Annotated in this window: 16 protein-coding genes and 1 pseudogene; 6 read left to right on the top strand and 11 right to left on the bottom strand. The window is 68.2% G+C overall.

Annotated elements, in window-relative coordinates:
* Nucleotides 1–121: 121 nt before the first annotated feature.
* From aroQ to accC, 3 genes are read left to right on the top strand one after another with little or no spacing between them, the layout of a single operon-like run.
* Entirely contained in the window at nt 122–577 is a 456-nt protein-coding gene (gene aroQ, locus GDI_RS06400) for a type II 3-dehydroquinate dehydratase (protein ID WP_012554114.1), read from the top strand.
* A complete protein-coding gene (locus GDI_RS06395; protein WP_012224594.1) occupies nt 574–1,017 on the top strand; it encodes an acetyl-CoA carboxylase biotin carboxyl carrier protein in 444 nt (147 codons plus the stop codon). The genes aroQ and GDI_RS06395 overlap by 4 nt, the downstream gene beginning before the upstream one ends.
* Nucleotides 1,017–2,360 carry an acetyl-CoA carboxylase biotin carboxylase subunit gene (accC, locus tag GDI_RS06390; protein WP_012224593.1) on the top strand — a complete coding sequence of 448 codons (1,344 nt, stop codon included), beginning with the start codon at nt 1,017–1,019 and terminating at the stop codon, nt 2,358–2,360. Before GDI_RS06395 ends, accC begins: the two co-directional genes overlap by 1 nt.
* A 697-nt stretch (nt 2,361–3,057) precedes the next feature.
* On the opposite strand, the gene GDI_RS06385 is transcribed toward accC, so the two are convergent.
* From GDI_RS06385 to GDI_RS06370, 4 genes are all read right to left on the bottom strand, one after another.
* Complete coding sequence (locus GDI_RS06385; RefSeq protein ID WP_041249322.1) at nt 3,058–5,304, bottom strand: FUSC family protein; 2,247 nt, start codon at nt 5,302–5,304, stop codon at nt 3,058–3,060.
* A 179-nt stretch (nt 5,305–5,483) separates the two neighbouring features.
* Complete coding sequence (locus tag GDI_RS06380) at nt 5,484–6,014, bottom strand: adenine phosphoribosyltransferase (RefSeq protein ID WP_012224590.1); 531 nt, start codon at nt 6,012–6,014, stop codon at nt 5,484–5,486.
* A 148-nt stretch (nt 6,015–6,162) separates the two neighbouring features.
* Nucleotides 6,163–7,470 (bottom strand): multidrug effflux MFS transporter, encoded by a 1,308-nt coding sequence (locus GDI_RS06375; protein ID WP_012224589.1) that lies wholly within the window; start codon nt 7,468–7,470, stop codon nt 6,163–6,165.
* Nucleotides 7,471–7,641: 171 nt separating this feature from the next.
* Nucleotides 7,642–8,373 carry a TVP38/TMEM64 family protein gene (locus GDI_RS06370; protein WP_157871003.1) on the bottom strand — a complete coding sequence of 244 codons (732 nt, stop codon included), beginning with the start codon at nt 8,371–8,373 and terminating at the stop codon, nt 7,642–7,644.
* A gap of 116 nt (nt 8,374–8,489) precedes the next feature.
* On the opposite strand from GDI_RS06370, the gene GDI_RS20220 reads away from it, so the two are divergent.
* Entirely contained in the window at nt 8,490–9,578 is a 1,089-nt protein-coding gene (locus GDI_RS20220; RefSeq protein ID WP_162098031.1) for a COX15/CtaA family protein, read from the top strand.
* A 141-nt stretch (nt 9,579–9,719) separates the two neighbouring features.
* On the opposite strand, the pseudogene treF reads toward GDI_RS20220, so the two are convergent.
* The 3 genes and pseudogenes from treF to GDI_RS06350 form a co-directional block, all read right to left on the bottom strand.
* Nucleotides 9,720–11,467: pseudogene (gene treF / locus GDI_RS06360) on the bottom strand (alpha,alpha-trehalase TreF); the annotation flags it as partial.
* A 247-nt stretch (nt 11,468–11,714) separates the two neighbouring features.
* Nucleotides 11,715–12,365 (bottom strand): tetratricopeptide repeat protein, encoded by a 651-nt coding sequence (locus GDI_RS06355; RefSeq protein WP_012224585.1) that lies wholly within the window; start codon nt 12,363–12,365, stop codon nt 11,715–11,717.
* A 37-nt stretch (nt 12,366–12,402) separates the two neighbouring features.
* A complete protein-coding gene (locus GDI_RS06350) occupies nt 12,403–14,730 on the bottom strand; it encodes a TonB-dependent receptor (RefSeq protein ID WP_012224584.1) in 2,328 nt (775 codons plus the stop codon).
* A 253-nt stretch (nt 14,731–14,983) separates the two neighbouring features.
* Here GDI_RS06350 and tldD point away from each other — a divergent pair, with 253 nt between their 5' ends.
* Together tldD and GDI_RS06340 are read left to right on the top strand one after the other, a co-directional pair.
* Nucleotides 14,984–16,444, top strand: coding sequence for a metalloprotease TldD (gene tldD, locus GDI_RS06345; protein ID WP_041249321.1), 1,461 nt, complete (start codon nt 14,984–14,986; stop codon nt 16,442–16,444).
* A gap of 167 nt (nt 16,445–16,611) precedes the next feature.
* Nucleotides 16,612–17,763, top strand: a complete 1,152-nt coding sequence (locus GDI_RS06340) for a GNAT family N-acetyltransferase (RefSeq protein WP_012224581.1) — start codon at nt 16,612–16,614, stop codon at nt 17,761–17,763.
* On the opposite strand, the gene GDI_RS06335 is transcribed toward GDI_RS06340, so the two are convergent.
* From GDI_RS06335 to GDI_RS06320, 4 genes are all read right to left on the bottom strand, one after another.
* Entirely contained in the window at nt 17,760–18,488 is a 729-nt protein-coding gene (locus GDI_RS06335; RefSeq protein WP_012224580.1) for a pyridoxine 5'-phosphate synthase, read from the bottom strand. The two genes, GDI_RS06340 and GDI_RS06335, sit on opposite strands and share 4 nt — an antisense overlap.
* Nucleotides 18,485–19,477, bottom strand: coding sequence for a 4-hydroxythreonine-4-phosphate dehydrogenase PdxA (gene pdxA / locus GDI_RS06330; RefSeq protein WP_012224579.1), 993 nt, complete (start codon nt 19,475–19,477; stop codon nt 18,485–18,487). Before pdxA ends, GDI_RS06335 begins: the two co-directional genes overlap by 4 nt.
* Before the next feature lies 1 nt (nt 19,478).
* Nucleotides 19,479–20,945 carry a dipeptidase gene (locus GDI_RS06325; RefSeq protein WP_050934998.1) on the bottom strand — a complete coding sequence of 489 codons (1,467 nt, stop codon included), beginning with the start codon at nt 20,943–20,945 and terminating at the stop codon, nt 19,479–19,481.
* An 84-nt stretch (nt 20,946–21,029) separates the two neighbouring features.
* Entirely contained in the window at nt 21,030–21,326 is a 297-nt protein-coding gene (locus GDI_RS06320; RefSeq protein ID WP_012224577.1) for a hypothetical protein, read from the bottom strand.
* Between the last annotated feature and the right edge of the window lie 145 nt (nt 21,327–21,471).

Here is a 21,471-nt window from a genome sequence, read left to right as displayed (position 1 = left end):
TGCCCCGGCGTACCTGCCGCCGCAGTCCCCCCTTGCACCCCGCCGGGCCCGTGGCCGGGCGGGCGGGCCGACGATCATTCTCTTGGAACGGATTGACGGTCGTGCTACGGCGCCTGTCACCATGGTGCGCCCCCTGATCGCCGTCCTGAACGGACCCAACCTCAACATGCTCGGACTGCGCCAGCCCGAAGTCTATGGTCGCGCGACCCTGGACGACGTGGAGCAGATCTGCATCCAGGCCGCCGAGCGCCTGGATGTCGCCATCGACTTCCGCCAGACCAACGGCGAGGGCGAGCTGGTGTCGTGGGTTCAGGAATGCCGCAACCGCGCGCGGGGGATCGTGATCAATCCGGCCGCCTACGGCCACACTTCCATCGCCCTGCTCGACGCGCTGCTGGCGGTCGATCTGCCGGTGGTCGAAATCCATATTTCCAACATTCATCGACGTGAGGAGTTCCGCCACCATACCTATTGCTCCCGTGCCGCCGTGGGCGTCATCTGCGGCCTGGGAGTACGCGGCTATGCTTTGGCGCTTCAGGCGATGACAGACATGATTCTGGACGAGGACGATCGATGAGCCGACTGCTCGTGGACGCGGATGCCATTCGGGCATTGGCAGAAATCCTGACCGAAACCGGCCTGACCGAGATCGAGATCGCGGAGAAGGACAATCGCATCCGCGTGGTCCGCGCCGCCGCCGGCGCGCTGCATGCCGTACCGGCCGCCCCCGTCGCGACCGCGGCCGCCCCGGCCGCCGCGATGCCGGTCGATCCCGCCAAGCATCCGGGCGCGGTGACCAGCCCGATGGTGGGCGTGGCCTACCTGACGCCCGATCCGGGCTCGCCCCCCTTCGTGACCGAGGGGCAGAGCGTTACCGCCGGACAGACCCTGATGCTGATCGAGGCGATGAAGACGTTCAACCAGATCAAGGCCCCCCGCGCGGGCACGCTGAAGACGCTGCTGGTCGCATCGGGCGATCCGGTGGAATTCGGCGAAGCCCTGGCCATCATCGAGTAATGTTTTCCAAGATCCTCATCGCCAATCGCGGCGAAATCGCCCTGCGGGTCCTGCGCGCATGCCGCGAGCTGGGAATCCGCACGGTCGCGATCCATTCCACCGCCGACGCCGACGCCATGCATGTGCGCCTGGCCGACGAAGCCGTGTGCGTCGGGCCGCCGGCCACGCGGGATTCGTACCTGAACGTCGCCGCCATCCTGTCGGCCGCGACCATCACTGGGGCGGACGCGATCCATCCGGGATACGGCTTCCTGTCGGAAAACGCCGATTTCGCCGAGACGGTCGAGGCCCACGGCCTGGCCTTCATCGGGCCGACCGGACACCATATCCGGATCATGGGCGACAAGATCACCGCCAAGACCACCATGCGCGCGCTGGGCGTGCCGCTGGTGCCCGGGTCGGACGGCGCGCTGGCCAGCCTGGACGAGGCCCGCGTGGTGGCGGCCCAGGTCGGCTATCCGGTGCTGATCAAGGCGACGGCCGGCGGCGGCGGGCGCGGCATGAAGGTCGCCCGCACCCCCGACGAGATCGAGGAAGCCTGGAGCGTCGCGCGGACCGAGGCCCGGGCCGCGTTCGGCAATGACGAGGTCTATCTCGAAAAATACATGGACCGGCCCCGGCATATCGAGCTGCAGATCCTGGCCGATACCCACGGCAACGTCGTGCATTTCGGCGAACGCGACTGTTCGCTGCAGCGGCGGCACCAGAAGCTGCTGGAAGAGGCCGGATCACCGGCGCTGACCGCCGAGCAGCGCGACGGGATCGGCGCCATCGCGACCGCGGCGCTGAGCAAGCTGGGATACCGCAACGCGGGCACGCTGGAATTCCTGTACCAGGACGGGCAGTTCTGCTTCATCGAGATGAACACCCGCCTGCAGGTGGAACATCCGGTGACCGAGATGGTCTGCGACGTCGACCTGGTGCGCGAGCAGATCCGCATCGCGGCGGGCGAGCCGCTGGGCTACGACCAGTCGGACATCCGCTTCAGCGGCCATGCCATCGAATGCCGCATCAACGCCGAAGACCCGGTGACCTTCCTGCCCACCCCCGGAACGGTGACGATGTACCACCCGCCCGGCGGCCTGGGCGTGCGCATCGACAGCGCGCTGTACGCCGGCTATCGCGTGCCGCCCTATTACGACAGCATGATCGGCAAGCTGATCGTCCATGCCCCCACCCGTGCCGACGCCATCGCGCGAATGCGCCGCGCGCTGGATGAATTCGTCATCGAAGGCGTGAAGACGGTCATCCCGCTGCATCGCCAGATCCTGGACGACCCGGAATTCCAGAAGGGCGATTACACCATCCACTGGCTGGAACGCTTCGTCGCGTCGCGCGGGTAAGGTCGAAAGGCCAGGGCCCTGCCCTGGACCCGCCAAAGGCCGGCGGCCTTTGGAAACCATTCCATTATCGGGGTGCAGGGCATCACGCCCTGCCGGGTCCGGGCTTTCCTCAATAAATACCGGGCGTTTCGAATGAGACCCCTTATTTATTGAGTGTTTTCCTTTCATTCATAAGAATGATCGACAAAAATTCCCGACAGAATCACCAGTGATCCCGGGACGCGCATGAAGAAAAAACATACCCGATCAGGGGAGATACTGCCAAGGCACCCGACAGAGTGCCGTTTGAGATCACTCCATTTCTATACATGATCATAAAAAATGCGCACAAACAATATCCCATGGCATTTCTTGTGACGCACTTCAGACTACGATCGATCCCACCCTTGAGAAGGGTATAAAAAACAAGACACACGGCGAAAATGGATACAAGATCAAACAATAATAATCCTGAATTTATTTTCACCGGGAATGGGCCCGCATAGATCATCAATACGAGTGGCACGATCACTCCGAGTGATACTTTCACTTTATCCGCATATATAGATCTTCCCATCATACGATCCCCAGCGTGACGTCCAATCTATTTGGAACAATTTTATATCATCGAGCAGTAGCTATTATTTTATAATACAGAATTTCCTTTGGAAATCCGGACCGTACGTTTATCGGAGGCAGGGCCGGGCCCGCCTTCCACCTAGCCGAATACCGGGTCCAGGTAGGGGCTGGAGGCGTCGAAGAACATCTGGTTGGTGTCGAGTTCGTAGGAAATCACCGTCAGGCTGGCCAGGGCGCGGTCCATTTCCATGCGCACCGCCAGGTTGGATTCGCGCCCCGCTTCGCCCACGATGCGGTTTATCGCCAGTTTCGCCGACCGGGCGGTGCGGCCGTAATGACCGCCATAGCGGCCGCTGAACTGGGCCATGCGGCCCATCACTTCCTCGATCACCTGGTGCGAGCGGGCCGGCAGCACGTTGCGGGCCAGGATGGCGCGCAGGCGGATGACGTTCAGCCCGATCGACATTGCCGACAATATGCCCTTCAGATACGCATCGACCACCGGTTCGGGCGTCGCCTCCGTATTGGTCAGCAGGCGGACGAAGCGGTCCACGTTCCGTTCGACGACATAGAGCGTGGTCGGCAGGGTGCGCGAACGTGCCAGCAGCCGCAGCCCTTTCAGGATGCCGGTGCGCATCTGCCAGCGCATGGCGTTGGTGTCGAACGGCAGCACCAGCCGGAACGTCCACATCGCGTACCACAGCGCCAGGATCAGCGGCATGGCGGTGTTGAAGAACGCGATTTCGTCCAGCCGCGACTGATTTCCCGGCCCGACCAGGATGGGCAGGAACAGGTTGTACGAGACCGCCGCCAGGACGATGGTCGGGTAGGCGAAGGCCAGCCCGCCCGCCAGCATCGGCAGGCTGAAGCACAGGGCCATGATTTCGTACGTCGTGGGCTTCGCCAGGGCCCACAGCACCAGCACGCCCGCCGCGCCGACCGCCCAGAACGCCCCGGTGAGGAAGGCCTGGGTCGCCAGGGCCGGTTTTTCCAGGGTCGAGAACAGGCTGCAGACGATGGAGACGAACATCAGGAACAGCAGCCCGTCGGACCAGCCGGTGGTGATCCAGATCACGCCGGCACCGAAGATCGTGACCGAGGCACGCAGGCTGTTGGCCACCGCCTGCTGCCAGTCGCGGAAGGTCTTGATGCGATAGTGGAAATGGTCGTGCGGCAGGGGGTGCAGGCTGGCCTCGAACTGGATGATCGCCTGTTCCAGGTCCTCCAGCATCGCATCCAGCCCGTGATGCAGAATGCGCTGGTGCTGGTGATGCAGCGTCGCGGCGTCGTCGGTCGCGACGGGCGGAAGCGTGTCGCTGCCCATTTCGGTGCCGAGCGATTCCGCGACCGCCTGCCGGCAGTCGGCCCGCAGGGCGGCCAGCCGCTGCAGGGTCGGGCCGATGTCGCGTTCCTCGAGCCGGGCGGGGAGGTCGAGCAGGAAGGCGCGCACCCGGTCGGCCGTCGCGTGGAAGGCGTCGCCCGGCACGCAGTCGGGCATGTGCATCAGCGCCGCCATGTCCAGCCCGCGCGACAGCAGCACCGCCACGCGTGCCAGCGCCGCGCGGGCGTGATCGCCTTCGTGCCCGTGATGGCGGCCCATCTCGACCTCGGCGAATTCGATCTGGTCGCTGAGCGAGGTGATGGTGGAAAACAGGCCGCGCGCCTTCGACAGGACCTGCGCGTCACCGGCCAGCAGCGCCGCCAGCGCCCGCGCCGCGCCGTCGATGGCGGTCAGGAAATTATGCGTCAGCCGGTCGCGCGCCCGTTCCCCCAGACGGAACTGGAACAGCGACGAGACCGTGGATTCCAGCACGATGCCCAGCACGATATAGGTCGCGCGGGCCATGGCGATCTGGAAGATGTGCTCGGGGTCCGCGATGCCGTCCAGGGCGATGATGGCGTAGGTGAAGCCGCTGGCCCGCATGCCGTGGATACGGTAGTTGGTCATCGTCGCCGGGCCGGGCAGCAGCGTGCCGACGAAGCAGAACAGGCCGATCCCGACCGCCAGCGCCACGATGAACAGCACCGGCGCCTGCGGGAACGCCGCCACCAGCGCCACGGCGCAGATCGTGCCGACGACCATGCCGAACATGTGCCAGCGCGCCTTGGCCACGCTTTTGCCCCGCGTGCCCTGGGCGACCATCCAGACCGTCAGCGCCGCCCATTGCGGGCTGCCCAGTTCCCACCACAGCGCGATGCCCAGCGCGATCAGCGAGGTGATGGTGGTGCGCAGCGCGTAGCCGAACGTCACCAGGTCGGGGGCATAGAGCCAGCGCAGATGGTCCTGCCGACGCGGCTTGCCCGACCACAGGCACGACCACAGGTCGCGCAGGCGCGTCTGGGTCAGGGTCGTTACATGGGTCAACGCCAAGGTCAGCGCCGGCACGAGGCTTCTCATCCCGGCATCGATGCTCCTACGCTGTGACCGGCCCGCCTGGCGCGGTTCTTTCTTCCTTCTAGATCACCTCGCCGCCGGCCGACAGGGAGCGAACCGAATAGCAGAGGCCACCAAAACGTATCCCACCGCGCGGGCCGGACGACCGGGCCGGCGGCGGGGTATCGACGTCAGTCGTCGTAGGAAATCAGGGCCTGGACCGGCACGTCCAGCCGCTGGCGGCCGCCAAGGGCGCGCAGTTCCACCAGGACCGACGCGCCGACGACATCCGCCCCGACCTTGCGCAGCAGCGCCACCGAGGCGGCGAGGGTGCCGCCGGTGGCCAGCAGGTCGTCCATCACCACCACGCGCTGGCCGGGGCGGATGGCGTCGGCCTGGATGTGCAGCGTGTCGCTGCCATATTCCAGGTCGTAGGTGTGGGACACGGTTTCACCCGGCAGCTTGCCCGGCTTGCGCAGCATGACCAGCCCGCAGCCCAGGTTGCTGGCCAGCGGGGCGGCGGTCAGGAAGCCGCGCGATTCGATCGCCGCCAGCATGTCCGGTGCCCACGGGGCGACAGCGTGCGTCAGCCGGCCCATCGCCACCTGCCACGCATCCGCGTTCCGCATCAGGGTGGAGATATCGTAGAACAGGATGCCCGGCTTCGGAAAATCCGGGATGCCGCGAATATGCTGCTTCAGGTCCATCGTGGCGGTCGTCATGTCCGTGCCCAAATCCCAATCCACCCCAAACTCGTCATTCCATGACAGGAACCGGGCCGGACCTGCCGTCCGGACCGTGAAAAACGTGCCCTGCTGTAACCTGCCGCCGCCAGGGAGGCAATCGTCGAGGCAATCGCCGAGGCAAGCGTCAGTGCATCATCGGAAGGTCGGCCGGGACGGTGGCCTCGCCCGGCCGGCGGGCGGGCCGCAGCAGCACCATCAGCAGCATGATGACGGCGCCCGTCAGCATGACGCCGGACATCGGCACCGGGGTGGTGGCGGGCAGCATGCCCACGATGGCGCCCGCGACGGCGCCCAGCACGTATTGCAGCGTGCCGACGAACGCCGAGGCGCTGCCGGCCAGGCGCGGATGGTCGGCCATGGCCCCCACCGTGGCGTTCGGCCCGATGATGCCGGTGGTGCCGAGCGCCACCATCATCGTCAGGACCAGCGGCACCAGCGCCAGGCTATGCAGCATGACGCCCCCCTTCATCGCGAAGGCCATGACGATCGACACCACCGTCATCGCCACCGTTCCCAGCACGGCGGTCCCGACCGAAATGCCCAGGATGCGCGTGGCGTCGATCCGCCCGACCAGCACGCCGTTCAGTTGCGACGCCCCGATCATGCAGACGGCGAACACCCCGAACAGCATGCCGAACTGCGCGGGCGAGAACCCGAACAGATGGATGAAGACCGACGGCGCCGCCGACAGGTAGGTGAACGACATGAACGCCCCGAAGCCCGCCACCAGGGCATTGGTGATGAAGCCCCGGTCCCGCACCAGCGTCAGGTAGCGGCCGGCCAGCGCCACCGGGGGCATCACGCTGCGGTCGTGGGCGGCCAGGGTTTCCGGCAGGACCCGCGCGATCAGGAACGTGCAGATCAGCCCGTAGACCGCCGACGCCCAGAAGATCGACCGCCAGGTGGTGAAGGACAGCACGAAGCCGCCCAGGGTCGGCGCCAGGATCGGCACCACGCCCATGACCAGCACCAGCCGCGACATCAGGCGCGCGGCCTCGTTCCCGTGGGACAGGTCGCGCACGCAGGCGCTGGGGATCACCAGGCTGGCCGACGCCCCCAGCGACGCCAGCAGGCGGAAGCTGGAAAACGTCCAGATATCGGGCGCCACGGCGCAGCCGACCGAGGCCAGGGTATAGACCAGCGTGCCCACCAGCATGGGCATGCGCCGGCCGAACCGGTCCGACACCGGGCCCATCGTGATCTGCCCGACCGCCAGCCCGACGAACCAGACGGCCAGCGTCATTTCCGCCGAGCCGGCAGGCGCGTGCAGTGACGCTTCCAGCGCCGGAAAGGCGGGAAGGTAGATATCCGTCGATACCGGCCCCACGGCCGTGAGGAACCCCAGCAGGATGGCTATCCAGCTCATGGACCCGGCGGCGACGGCGGAAACAGGGGCATCGTCGGATCTCGCGGCTGTCGCGGAAGACGCCATGGCGGCACTCCGTTAGAGATCGTCAGGCCGTACTATCGCAGCGGCCTGTCGTTTTTCATCATATAATTACAGTAAGGCTGCAATTCGTCGTACGCGGTGCATCCCCGCAACAGCATGCCCGGGTCCCGCGAAGACATCGGACCGGGCAAAGCCGGCGGCAAGATGGCACTTTCACGTTCTGTCGGTGGCGGTGGCGAGGGGCACGGTGTCCCCATTCGCCAGGCGGCGCATCAGCCACAGGCCCAGCGCCGCCGACCCCGCGAACAGCACCGCCGCCAGCGCCACCTGCCAGCCATGGCCGATCCGCGCCCCGCTGCCCAGCAGCACGAAGACGACCGTCTGCGGCAGGCTGCCGGCCAGGGTGGCCAGAAGGAAGGGGCGCAGCCCCGCCCCGGAAACCCCCGCCAGCAGGTTCAGCATCAGCGCCGAGCCGACCGGCAGCAGGCGCAGCGTCAGGATCGCGGTGAACGGATGGGCCGAGACGAACCCGTCCAGCCGGGCCAGCCGCCCCGACAGCCGCCGCCGCAGCGCGGCCCGCCCGACCCCGCGCGCCCAGGCAAAGCCGGTGACCGCCCCGGCCAGCGTGGCCAGCGTGGCCAGCGCGATGCCGTCCAGCGGGCCGTACGCCACCCCGGCGGCAAAGCAGACAAGCTGGCGCGGCAGCCCCACGGCGCAGATCACCGACCCCGCCAGCAGGAACACCACCCGGCCCCACGCCCCGCCGCGCAGCAGCGCGGTATCGGCCATCACCCCGTGCAGCCCGGGGGCGAAACGCAGCACCAGCCCGGCGGCGACGCACGCGGCCACCATCAGGGCGGGGCGCGCCAGGGCCGCCGGGCGGGCGTCCATGGTGTGATTGCCGTCGGTCATGCCGTCCTTGTCGATCTGCCTGGTGTCCGCCAAAGGGCGAAGCCCTTTTGGAAACCGGCTCGTTTATCGATTGGTGGGGGATGGCCCGCTCTAGCATCCGCTTGCCGTCCGTCGCAAGGCCGGTCTAAATCCCGATCATGTCCGCACACATGTCCCTGCGTCCGGCCGGCAGCCGCGACGATGCCTCGCCCATCGCGCTTCGCGACCGCAGGCGTATCTCGACCTGGCTGTTCGTCATCTGCTTCATGCTGATCGGCCAGATCGCGCTGGGCGGATACACCCGGCTGACCGGTTCGGGCCTGTCGATCATGGACTGGCGGCCGGTCACCGGCATCATCCCGCCCTTGTCCCACACGGAATGGGAGCGGCAGTTCGCGCTGTACCAGACCATTCCGCAGTACAAGATCCTGCATGACGGATTCGGGCTGGCCGGGTTCCAGAAGATCTTCTGGGCGGAATGGACCCATCGGTTCTGGGCCCGGGTCATGAGCCTGGCGCTGCTGGCGCCGCTGGTCTGGTTCGCCGTGACCGGCGCGCTGACGCGGGGACTGATCGCGCGGCTGCTGCTGTATTTCGTGCTGGGCGGGCTGCAGGGGGCGATCGGCTGGTTCATGGTCGCATCGGGCTTCGACCAGAACAGCACGGCGGTCGAGCCGGTGCGGCTGGTCCTGCATCTGGGCTGCGCCTTCGCGCTGTATATCGCCATCCTGTGGACCGCGCTGTCGGTCCGCACGCCCCGCGCCGCCTTCATCCCCGCCACGGCGGCGGTGGTGCGGACGAAGCGGCTGGTGTGGTGCGCCACGATCCTGATCGGCATCACCATCACCGCTGGCGGCTTTACCGCCGGGACCCACGCGGGTTTTTCCTACAACACCTTTCCGCTGATGGACGGGCGCCTGATTCCCCATGGCTACGCCCGGCTGTCGCCGTTCTGGCTGAACTGGTTCGAGAACGTGCCGGCCGTCCAGTTCGACCACCGGCTGCTGGCGACCGTGACCGCGCTGGCCATCGGGGCCTGCCTGTTCGCGGGCCTGCGCACGCCGCAACTGGGCAAGCCGGCGCAGGACGCGCTGATGCTAATGGGCTGGGCGGTCCTGATTCAGTACGCGCTGGGCATCACCACCCTGCTTCTGGTCGTTCCCGCCTGGGCCGGAACCGTGCACCAGACCTGGGCCGCCGTCCTTCTGACCATCGCCATCGTGACCCTGCACCGGCTTCGCGGCGTCGGCCGCGTCTGATCCGGCGGCCACAGGCGCCGGCGCAGGGGGGGCCGGGCCCGACACGGCTGGAACCGGCGCCCCGGACGGGACCGGCTTGTCCTGCACCGTGGCGGCCGGCGGCGGCGTGGGGTGCAGCGGAACCGGGGCCGGCGCCGTCGTCGGCCCCTGGACCCGGTAGGCATCGACCGGCGGCAGGGGCTGGGCGAAGGGCTGTTCGGCGCGTGGATTGCGGTCCAGGACCACGCGGGTGTCCTGCGGATAGCGGTTCATCAGCCCAGCAACGTGCCGTTGGTCCAGCCGAACCCGACCTGCATCGGATATTCGCCGCCGCCCTTGCCGCCGGTGGGGCTGATGGACGGGTTCACCACGTCGTATTTTTCCAGCAACACGCCCGATTTCTCGTAGGTGCCGATCACGCGCTCCATCCAGCGCGAGGCGATCTGCTGCGCCAGGTCGTCCAGGCCGTACTGGTTCAGCCCCTTGATCGCCATCCATTGTTCCGGCGCCCAGCCGTTCGGCGAATCCCATTGCTGCCCGCTGACATGGTCGGTGGCGGTCAGGCCGCCGACTTTCAGCAGCTTCGTCCGCATGGTCTCGGCCACCGCGCGGGCCTGCTCGGGTGTCGCCATCTGCAGGAACAGCGGCATGGCGGTGGCCGCCGACAGGACGGGCGACAGGGTGCGCGTCTTCCAGTCGTAATCGAAGAACGCCCCGCGCTTCGGGTCCCACAGGACCCGGCGGATGGCATCGATCCGCGCGGTGGCCAGCGTGGCGTACCGGTCGGCCTGCGCCTTGTTCCCCCGCAGGTCATAGGCGTGGGACAGGGTCTGTTCCAGGTGCGCGATCAGGCAGTTGAGTTCGATCGTCAGCAGGTCGGTGGTGTGGATCGTGGCCATGCTGTGCCCGTCGGCCAGCCAGCGCGAGGAATAGTCCCACCCGGTTTCCGCCCCGGCGCGCAGGTCGCGGTAGGTCTGGGCCGCCGGACGCGACGACTGGGCGGCGGTGGCGATATCCTGCGGGAAGCTTTCGTCCCGGGGGGTGTCCATGTCGTCCCAGTGGCGGTTCATCAGCGTGCCGTCGGGCAGGCGCACGACATGCCGCCAGGCGGCGCCGGGGGCCACGCTATCGGCCCCGTCCATCCAGTAATCGTATTCCCGCTGCAGTTCCGGCAGGAACGTCGTGTAGGCGACCTGCCCGTCATGCATCGCCAGCAGGTCGATCATCAGCGCGAAGAACGGCGGTTCGGACCGGCTGAGGTAATAGGTGCGGCTGCCGTTGGGCATGTGCCCGTACCGGTCGATCAGCGAGGCGATGTCGCGCACCATGCCGCGCATCAGGTCGATCCGGCCGTCCTCGTACAGCCCGATCATCGTGAAATAGGTGTCCCAGTAATACAGCTCGCTGAACCGGCCGCCTGGGACGACATAGGTTTCGGGCAGCGGCAGCAGCGACGAATGCGCAACCAGCGTGTCGGGCGGACGGCTGAGGACCTCCCACATGCCGCTGATATAGTCACGCACGCTTTCGTTCGGGCGGCGGCGATAGGAAACGGTCCGGCGCGGGGCGATCGCGAAATGCTGCGCCACGAAATCCTTCAGGTCGAATCCGGGACGGACCTTCTGCCGTTCGTAATCCGCCAGCAGCGCGTCCGAGGCCTCGTCCGGGATGGCGTCGGCCGCCGTCTTGGCATCGGCGAAGACATGGGCCGCCCCCATGGCGGCGAACAGGCCGGCCAGCGCGATCGAAGGCGGCCGCAGGTCCTGCTGGTCGGCGGTGGGCACCGCGACCGTGGGGCCGGCGGGCACCGGGGACAGCGGAAGGAAGAGGACCACCGGCGGCAGGTCGGCGGCCGACAGGTCGGCCGCCCCGTCCGCCGGCATGGCCGGCGGCGGCTGCATCGCCGCCATGGCGGCGGCCAGGGAATCCGGCGCGGAAGGCGGCGTATCGGCGAAGGCGGCCAGCGGAGCGGACAGCGCCAGCGACGCCCCCAGAGCGGCCGCGAGGCACGATCCTGCGCGGAGAGAAAGACGGGCTGAAGTCACATGAACGGGGGTCACTGGGCGCGGATTCCTCGGTCGGTCAGGGACTTGCCGGGTAGCATGCCCTGCCGCGCCGGTCAGGAAAAGGAAAACGGCCCCGATGAAGCGAAGTTCATCACGCCGTCAGGCCCGCCCCGGCCGGCGCGCCCTGCCCGCCGGGACACGCCAGGAACGCGTCCATGTTCGCCACGAAGTTCGGGGTACCGGTGGCGCGGGCGATGGCGAAATACCGCATCGCGTCCTCCTGCCTGCCTTCCCGCAGCAGAAAGCGGCCCAGATTGAAGCAGCCCCGAAAATCGCCGCCGCGCGCCGCGCGGGCGTAACAGGCGCGGGCCCGGCGCGGGTCGCGCGGGACGGCCCAGCCATCCTCGTAGAAGCCGCCGATGATGTTGAAGGATTTGCAATGCCCGAGGGACGCGGCCCGCCTGAACCATTCCAGCGCCCGCGCCAGGTCGGGCGGGGCGGTCCAGCCCAGGGCGAGGCCCGTCGCGTAATTGTACATGCCCCAGTCGAGGCCGGCGCGGGCCGCCCTTTCATACCATTGCATCGCGTCGGCGGGGCTGGGCGGGACGCCCCATCCCAGTTCGCAGCATCGGCCGACCATGTTGCACGCCATGGGGACGCCCCGGGCCGCGCTGGCCAGGAACCATTGCAGCGCCGCCGCCGGGGCCGGCGCGGTGCCGATCCCGTTCAGGAGCATCTGCCCCAGCGCGAGCTGGGCGGCCGGATCGCCCGACCGCGCCAGGCCGGTAACGGTGGCGAACACCTGTTCCGGTACCTGTTCAGGCGCGGCAGCGGAGGAATCAGAAATGCGCATTCAGCGTGACGAAGGCCGTGCGGCCCGCGGCCTGCAGCGCGTAATGGGTCACGTAGGCCTGGGTGAAATACCGCTTGTTCGTCAGGTTCTGGATGTTGAGCTGAAGCGTGTAGTGCTTCAGGAAGCGGTAGCTGGCCATGATGTCGAACCGCCAGTAGCCGGGCACGTATTTCGGCGCCGTGGGCGAATCCGCGCCATAGACCTTGCCCATGTAATAGACGCCTGAACCGACCTTGAACCCCGGGGTGATGTCGTAGGTGTTCCACAATGCCAGGCTGTTTTCCGGCGTGTTCGGCGCGCGGCGTCCGTTCATCAGGCCGGCGGCGGCACCGCTGCCGCCCGCCTGCACCAGGCGCGCGTCCAGATAGCTGTAGCCCGCCGTCATGGACCAGTCGCGGGTGATGTGGCCCGAAACGCCGACCTCGCCCCCGCGCGTGCGCTTGCTGCCGCCGTTCGAGATCCCGCCCGAGGCGGTGGCGATCTTGAAATTCGTCGTATCGATCTGGAACAGCGCGCCCGTCAGGGTCACCCTGTCATGCAGGACGTTCCATTTGGTGCCGACCTCGATCGTGCGGTCGCGTTCCGGCTTCAGCACGCTGCCGATATTGCCGGTCCGGTCCGCGCCGAGGCTGATGTCGTCCGCCCCCTGTCCCACCGAGTTGCCCGGCGGAATCGCCGACGTCGCGTAGGACGCATAGATCGATCCGTTGCGGGCGGGCTTGTAGACCAGGCCGCCCTGGTAGGTGAACAGGTTGTCCCCGCGCCCGTATTCCCCCGCCTGCGCGCGGTACGTGCTTTGGACATTGTCCAGCCGGACGCCGAAATTTCCCAGAAGCTGCGGCATGAAGGTGACCGTGTCGGTCAGGTAGACCGCCTTGGTATCCATGCGCGTGCTGTTGGGGTTTCCCGTCCGGCGGATATCGCCGGTCCACATATCGTTGGGATTGGGATTGGAAAGCGTTGTACAGGTATGGGACGTGAAGGCGAGCGCCGTGGCGCAATGCGTGAAATTCGTGCCGGACGCGACGTTGACGCCGTTCACATAAGCCGTGTCGGTATCGTTCTTGCCCTGTTCGCGCGTGAATTCCATGCCGGTCGAAAACTGGTTGCGGAACCCCAGGAGGGACACCGTTCCATAGAAGTCGGTCTGGTTTATGGCCGTATCGAACGTCGAGACGCGGCTGTTGAGACGCCGGTAGACATAGCCGTAATAGATGTTGCCCTGGCTGTCGTCCGGCATGGTCCACAGGTCGTTCTGGCTGGTCTCGGAATAGCGCGTCGTGTTGCGGATATGCAGGTGGCTGTTGAAATCGTGCTCCAGCCGCAGCGTGCCCATATCGATCGAATCCTGGTCGGAATCGCGGTTGACCAGGCCGTACCAGGTGTCGAACGGGACCTTGACGGGCGCGCCGTTGCCGGCCGTCATCAGGCGCGGGGCGCCGTCGGTGCGGGCGTTGAAGGTGGGATTGTCGTAGGGAATGCCGACATCGGGCAGGTCGTCGTTCTGCATGTGGTAATACATCAGGGTGACCCGGTCGGGCGTGCCCAGCCCCAGCGAGACCGAGGGCGCCACCCCATACCGCTTGAATTCTGTGGGTCCCCGACCAGCCTTGTTTTCGTCGTCGCCCATCAGGTTCAGGCGGAAGGCGCCGGTCCGCGAAAACTGCCAGTTGCCGTCCAGCGTCCCGCGCTTGTAACCGGCATTGCCGAAGCCCAGGCTGGCATCGAGCGAGTTCTTCAGCCTGGGCATCTTGCTGTCGATCACGATGGACCCGCCGGCACCCGCCCGCCCGCTGATCGCGCCGGAATCGCCCTTGATGACCTCCACGGCCTCGACGTTGAACGTCTCGCGCGATTGCGCGCCGACGTCGCGAAGGCCGTCGACGAACGTGCTGGACTGCGCATCGAAACCGCGCAGGAACGGCCGGTCGCCGACCGGGTTCCCGCCTTCGCCCGCCCCCATCGTGATGCCCGGGACGTTGCGCAGGGCGTCGACCAGCGTGTGGGATGCGGTCTGGTCCAGCAATTCGCGTGAAATGATCGTCACGCTCTTGGGCGTGTCCAGCAGCGGGGCGGTGAATTTGGGCGACCGGTGCTGCCACTGCCCGACGACGTCGATTTCCTCGTGCGCCGGAAGCGGACGACCCTGCTGGTGGATCGCGGGGTCGTGCGTCTTCTTCTTTTTCTCGTCGCGCTTCAGCGTGTCGGCAGCATGGGCGACGGACTGGGCCCCCAGCAGCAGGGTGGTACCGCAGAGGGTAAGATTGGAAACGGTCCCCCCGGATTTTTTCGACGCGATATTTCCTGTGGACAATCATTCTGGCGTGCCCCGCAAAATTTGACATAATTTGTCACGAATGATAATCATTCTCAACAAGCACGTAACGAGAGTGTAACAGCGTGTCAATCGGGGATTGCGGCTTCCCACCGCCCGATGGAAAGGACCAGGCAGACACCGCCGTGGAAGGGGCACTGGTCAATCGGGCGGTTTCGCCCCACATCGGAATCCGATTATGAAAAGATGGCGACGCCCACCCGGCCACGCCGTCATCCGGAGTTTGTGCCCCATGCCCACCACCACCCCGATCCTGAACCCGCTGACCGCGACCGACCGGCTGTTCTTCGACCGTGCGGGGGCGACCCTGGGCCGGGCCGAGGCCGAGGCGCTGGTGCGCCGCACGCTGGAAGGCATGGATGACGGCGAGCTGTTCCTGGAATACCGCGAGAGCGAGATGATCTCGCTGGATGACGGGGTCATCCGGTCGGCCACGTTCGACACGTCGTCGGGGTTCGGGCTGCGGGCGATCCTGGGCGAGGAAACCGGCTTCGCCCATGCCGACGAACTGAGCGAGTCCGCCCTGAAGCGCGCGGCCGACACGGTGACGCAGGTGCGCGCCGGCCGGTCGGGTACCATGGCCGCGGCACCCCACGCCACCAACCGGCACCTGTACGGCGACACCAACCCGCTGGGCGAGACCGATTTCGCGTCGCGCGCCGCCCTGCTGTCGGCGCTGGACGCCTACGCGCGGGGGCGCGATTCCCGGGTGGTGCAGGTTTCGGCCTCGCTGGCCGCCGAATGGCAGGCGGTGCAGATCATCCGCGCCGACGGCGCGCGCGTGGCCGACCTGCGGCCCCTGGTGCGGCTGAACGTGTCGGTGGTGGTGGAAAAGGACGGGCGGCGCGAAAGCGGCGGCCACGGCCTGGGCGGCCGCTATTCCTATACCCGCCTGCTGGACGAGGCCGTCTGGAAGGGCGCGGTGGACGAGGCCCTGCGCATGGCGCTGGTCAACCTGGACGCGGTACCGGCCCCGGCGGGCGAGATGGAGGTCGTGCTGGGCGCCGGCTGGCCCGGCATCCTGCTGCACGAGGCCGTGGGCCATGGGCTGGAGGGCGATTTCAACCGCAAGGGCACGTCGGCCTTCGCCGGGCTGATGGGCCAGCGCGTGGCCGCCCCGGGCGTCACCGTGGTCGATGACGGCACCCTGCCCGACCGGCGCGGCAGCCTGACCATCGACGACGAGGGCACGCCGTCGGGCCGCACGGTGATGATCGAGGACGGCATCCTGACCGGCTACATCCAGGACCGGATGAACGCGCGGCTGATGGGCGTGCGCCCTACCGGCAACGGGCGGCGCCAGTCCTATGCCCACGCGCCGCTGCCGCGCATGACCAACACCATCATGCTGGGCGGCGACGCCTCGACCGAGGACATGATCCGCTCCACCCGGCGCGGGCTGTACGCGGTCAATTTCGGCGGCGGCCAGGTGGACATCACCTCGGGCAAGTTCGTCTTCGCGGCGTCGGAAGCCTATCTGATCGAGGACGGGAAGATCACCGCCCCGGTGCGCGGCGCCACCCTGATCGGCAACGGTGCCGACGCGATGACCCGGGTGTCGATGATCGGCGGCGACATGGCGCTGGACCCCGGCGTCGGCACCTGCGGCAAGAGCGGGCAGGGCGTGCCGGTCGGCGTGGGCCAGCCGACGCTGAAGATGACCGGCCTGACGGTGGGGGGAACCGGGAAATAGCCGGCGGCCCCGGCGCTCGTTCCAGGATACGAACTGAAATAAATCTTAACTTTACACCCTCTCGACCTGTGTGTTCTGAGCTGTCTTTTTATGTCCAGTGCCCGGAATAGTGGGCGATAACGGGATAGCTGCAGAACTTGTACATGCCGACTGAACGTTCTTCTGCCATGGCGGCCCCGGTCACGATCGTGCCCGTCGAGGGCAGGCGCCTGCTTTCGGTGTTCGTCGCCCTGCCGCGCCGCCTTTACGCGGGCCAGCCGGGCTATGTCCCGCCGCTGGACATGGAGCAGCGCGACCTGGTCGAACCGAAGAAGAACGCATTCTTCCGGCACGGCCGTGCCCGCCTGTTCCTGGCGATGCGCGACGGCCGGCCGGTCGGCCGCGTCTCGGCGCAGATCGACGACCTGGTGGCCCCGCGCGAGGGCCGGGCTGTCGGCTTTTTCGGCGCGCTGGACGCGATCGACGACGCCGCGGTGGTGGCCGCCCTGCTGGACGCGGCCTGCGCGTGGCTGCGCGAGCAGGGGGCGGAGGTGGCACGCGGCCCGTTCCTGCTGAACTATAACGGCGAATACGGGCTGATGGTGGAAGGCCACCAGATGCCCCCCATGATCGCCATGCCGTGGCACCCGCACTGGCTGCCGAAGCTGGTCGAGGCCTGCGGCTTCGCCAAGGCGATGGACGTGGTGGCCTACCAGATGCAGGTGGGGCCCGAGGCCGAGGCGGCGCTGCCCCTGCCGTCCGGCCTGCGCCTGGGCGAGGGCCGGCTGGGCACCGTCACCACGCGCGGCCTGCGCAAGGGCCATCTGGCCGAGGATGCCGAGATCCTGCGCCGCCTGTACAACGACGCCTGGCGCCGGAGCTGGGGCGCCGTCGACCTGACGCGCGAGGATATCAGCACCATGGTCGCGCAGATGAAGCCCCTGCTGCGGCCCGAACATTACGTGCTGATCGAGCAGAAGGGCGAGCCCGTGGCCGTGGCCCTGGTGGTGCCCAACGTCTACGACATCGTGGGCGACCTGGGCGGCGCGCCGTCGCCGCTGGGCTGGGTCCGGCTGGTCACGCGGCTGCTGCGCCACCGCTTCCATTCCGCCCGCGTCATCCTGCTGGGCGTCAGCAAGGACCTGGAAGGCACGGCGCTGGGCGCCATCCTGCCCGCGCTGATCATCGGCGAACTGATGCGCCGGGGGCGCACGCTGCCCTATCGCATGATCGAACTGGGCTGGATCCTGGAAACCAACATGCCGATGCGCCGGCTGATCGAGCGCATCGTGCCCGAGCCCTGCAAGCGGCATCGGGTGTACGAGAAGGCCCTGGGTTAGGCCCCCCTCTCCATCGCCTCCCGCATCCTGGCAATGACCGCGGGCAGCCCGTCGAAGATCGCCTGGCCGATCAGGAAATGGCCGATATTCAGTTCGACCACCTGCGGCAGCGCCGCGATCGGTCCGACATTGTCGTAGGTCAGGCCGTGGCCGGCATGGACTTCCAGCCCGGCCTGCGCCGCCAGGATCGCCCCCTGCCGCAACCGCGCCAGTTCCCCCGCCCGGTTTTCGGCATAGGCACCGGTATGCAGTTCCACCACGGCGGCGCCGATGGCGGCCGAGGACGCGATCTGCGCCGGGTCGGGGTCGATGAACATCGACACGCGAATACCCGCCTCGCGCAGCGCACGCACGCGCGGGGCCAGCGCGTCGGCCTGCCCGGCGACATCCAGGCCGCCTTCGGTCGTGACCTCCGCCCTGCGTTCGGGGACGATGCAGCAGGCGTGCGGCTTCAGCGCCAGCGCGATGCCCACCATTTCGTCCGTCGCGGCCATTTCCATGTTCAGCGGCACCGCCAGTTCGGCGCGCAGGCGGGCCAGGTCGGCGTCGCGGATATGGCGTCGGTCCTCGCGCAGGTGGGCGGTGATGCCGTCGGCCCCGGCGGCGGCGGCGAGGTGCGCGGCGGCGACCGGGTCCGGGTGGGCGCCGCCGCGCGCGTTCCGCACGGTGGCGACGTGGTCGATATTGACGCCCAGGCGCAGGGCCTGGGTACGGGAATCCGTCATGCGGCCCTCCGGTTGCGGGTCATTTCGTCGGCCAGGCGCAGGGCGGCCAGCAGGCTGGACGGGTCGGCCAGGCCCTGTCCCGCGATGTCGAAGGCGGTGCCGTGGTCGGGCGAGGTGCGGATGATGGGCAGGCCCAGCGTGACGTTGACCCCGCCCGCCATGTCGATCGTCTTCAGCGGGATCAGCGCCTGGTCGTGATACATGCACAGCGCCACATCGTATCGGGCGCGGACCAGGGGGGTGAACATCGTATCCGGCGGCCAGGGGCCGCTGACCGCGATCCCGTCGGCGCGCAATGCGTCCAGCGCGGGGGCGATGATCGTCCGTTCCTCGTCCCCCATCACCCCGCCCTCGCCGGCATGCGGGTTCAGGCCGGCGACGGCCACGCGCGGCGCCGCGATCCCGAAATCGCGGCGCAGGGCAGCGGCGGCGGTGCGGCCGCAGCGCACGATTTCCGCCGTCGTCAGGCTGTCCAGCGCCCGGCGCAGCGCCATGTGGATGGTCACCGGCACCACCCGCAATTCGGGGCAGGCCAGCATCATGACCTCCTGCCCCGGCACGGCGCAGAGTTCGGCCAGGTATTCGGTATGGCCCGGATGGCGGAAGCCGGCCCGCTTCAGCACCAGCTTGCTGATCGGATTGGTGACGACGCCGCCCACCTGCCCGGCCAGCGCCAGCGCCACGGCGCAGTCGATGCTGCCGGTGATGGCGGGCGCGTTGGCGGGGTCCGGCCGCCCCGGCTGCACCGGACCGGGCAGATCGACCGCCAGCACCGGGATCGCATCGGTGAAGGCCGCCGCCGCCTGCGCCACGTCCGCCACGATCCGGACCGGGGCATGGGCCGCCAGCAGGGCGGCATCACCGGGCACGACGAAGGCCGGCCCGCCGCCCGCGCGCAGGGCGCGCCAGGCGGCAGTGGTGATTTCCGGCCCGATCCCGGCCGGATCGCCCATCGTCAGGGCCAGCAGCGTCCGCGCCCCGCCTTCCATGTCAGGCCGCGCCTGCCATGTCGCGGGTCCCGTCAGGGGCCCCATCATGGGCCAGCGCGTCCAGCACCCGCACCCAGGAGCGGATGCCGCGATGGAACGAGACCAGGTCATATTTCTCGTTGGGCGAATGGATGCGGTCGTCCTCGCGCGCGAAGCCGATCAGCAGCGAATCCATGCCCAGCGCCTGCCGGACCTCGGACACCACCGGGATCGACCCGCCGCTGCCGATGGTGACGGCCGGGCGGCCCCATTCCGCGCCCAGCGCCAGCAGCGCGGCCCGCAGCGCCGGGCCGTCTTCCGGCACCACGCTGGCGCGCGAGCCGCCGTGGGATTCGAACGTGGCCGTGCAATCGGGGGGCAGCATGGCCCGCACATGGGCGCGGAAGGCGTCGCGGATGGGGGCCGGGTCCTGGCCCGACACCAGCCGGAACGACACCTTGGCCGAGGCCCGGGCCGGCAGGACGGTCTTGAACCCGTCGCCGGCATAGCCGCCGGTCATGCCGTTGATCTCGAACGTCGGGCGGCACCATGTCTGCTCGACGGCGGTATAGCCAAGCTCGCCGGCCGGAACCGACAGGCCCACCGGCCCCAGCACATCGGCGTCGGACGGCGCGATGGCGCGCCACTGGGCGCGGACTTCCGGCGAAGGGTCCCGCACGCCGTCATAGAAACCCGGCAGGACGACGCGCCCGGTCCTGGGATCGCGGACCGACGCCAGGATGCCGCACAGCAGTTCCAGCGGATTGCGCGCGGCGTTGCCGTACAGGCCGGAATGCAGGTCGCGGTCGGCGCAATGGATCGTCACGTCCTCGCCCACCATGCCGCGCAGGGCTGTGGTGATGGCGGGCACCCCGCCTTCCAGCATGCCGGTGTCGCAGATCAGCGCGACATCGGCGCGCAATTCCTCGCGATTGGCCTCCAGGAACGGCAGCAGGTTGGCGCCGCCGCTTTCCTCCTCGCCCTCGATCACCATCGACACGCGCAGCGGCAGCCGCCCCTGTTCGGCCCGCAGGGCACGCAGGGCCTCGACGAAGGTCATGACCTGGCCCTTGTCGTCGGATGCGCCGCGCGCGACGATCCGCGCGCCGTCCGCGTCGCGGATCAGTTGCGGCGCGAACGGGTCGGAATGCCACAGGTCCAGCGGATCGACCGGCTGGACGTCGTAATGGCCGTAGAACAGGACGTGCGGTACGTCCCGTCCGTCACCGGCCGCATCGCCCGCCGCCACGCGGTCATGCGCCACGACCATCGGATGGCCCGGCGTTTCACGCACCGAGGCGTCGAGCCCGATCGCCTTCAGTTCCGCGCACAGCCAGTCGGCCGCGCGGCGGCAATCGGCGGCATGGGCGGGCTGGGCGGAAATGCTGGGAATGCGCAGGAATTCGAACAGGCGCTCCAGACTCCCATCCAGCGTGCGGTCCACCCTGTCCAGCACTGGGGTCAGGTCGCGTCGGTTCGTCGTCGTCATGGTCCATCCTCGATCCATCAATCGGGGGAATGTGCGAACAGGACGCGGGAAATGCAATGCGTCCGCCGACATGGACGAGCGGGCCTAGATGAACTGCCCACGCAGGAAACCCAGCGCGGGCAGGGGGCGCCAGGATCGGGGCAGGTCGGCGCGGCGGATCGGCACGACGCTGTAGCGGGGGACGGGCTGGCGCGTCTGGCGCAGGAAATGGGCGTAGGCGCGGACCTGCTGTTCGCGCCAGTCGCGATCCGCGATCGCGGCGGCACGGGCGGGATAGATATCGGCCACGCGCAGCACGCGGCCGGCCGAGGCCATGACGGCCCATACCACGTCATCCTTGCGCGCGTTGCCGCGAAACGCGATGATCTCGCTCAAGAGCATGCTCCGCCCCGACCGGAATCACGAGACCACGCCGGCCGGGCGGGATCAAGTTTCATCTGCGCCGCTTTCGTCCGGGCGCTTCAGGTGGCACGGTCGGGCGGCACGATACCGTGCGCGGCCGCCCGATGTCCTTGCCGCCCGTCAT

It is taken from the genome of Gluconacetobacter diazotrophicus PA1 5 (assembly GCF_000067045.1).
Classification (GTDB): Bacteria; Pseudomonadota; Alphaproteobacteria; order Acetobacterales; family Acetobacteraceae; genus Gluconacetobacter; species Gluconacetobacter diazotrophicus.
The sequence above is the reverse complement of the archived record's forward strand: the minus strand, read 5'-3'. Positions and strand labels throughout refer to the sequence as shown.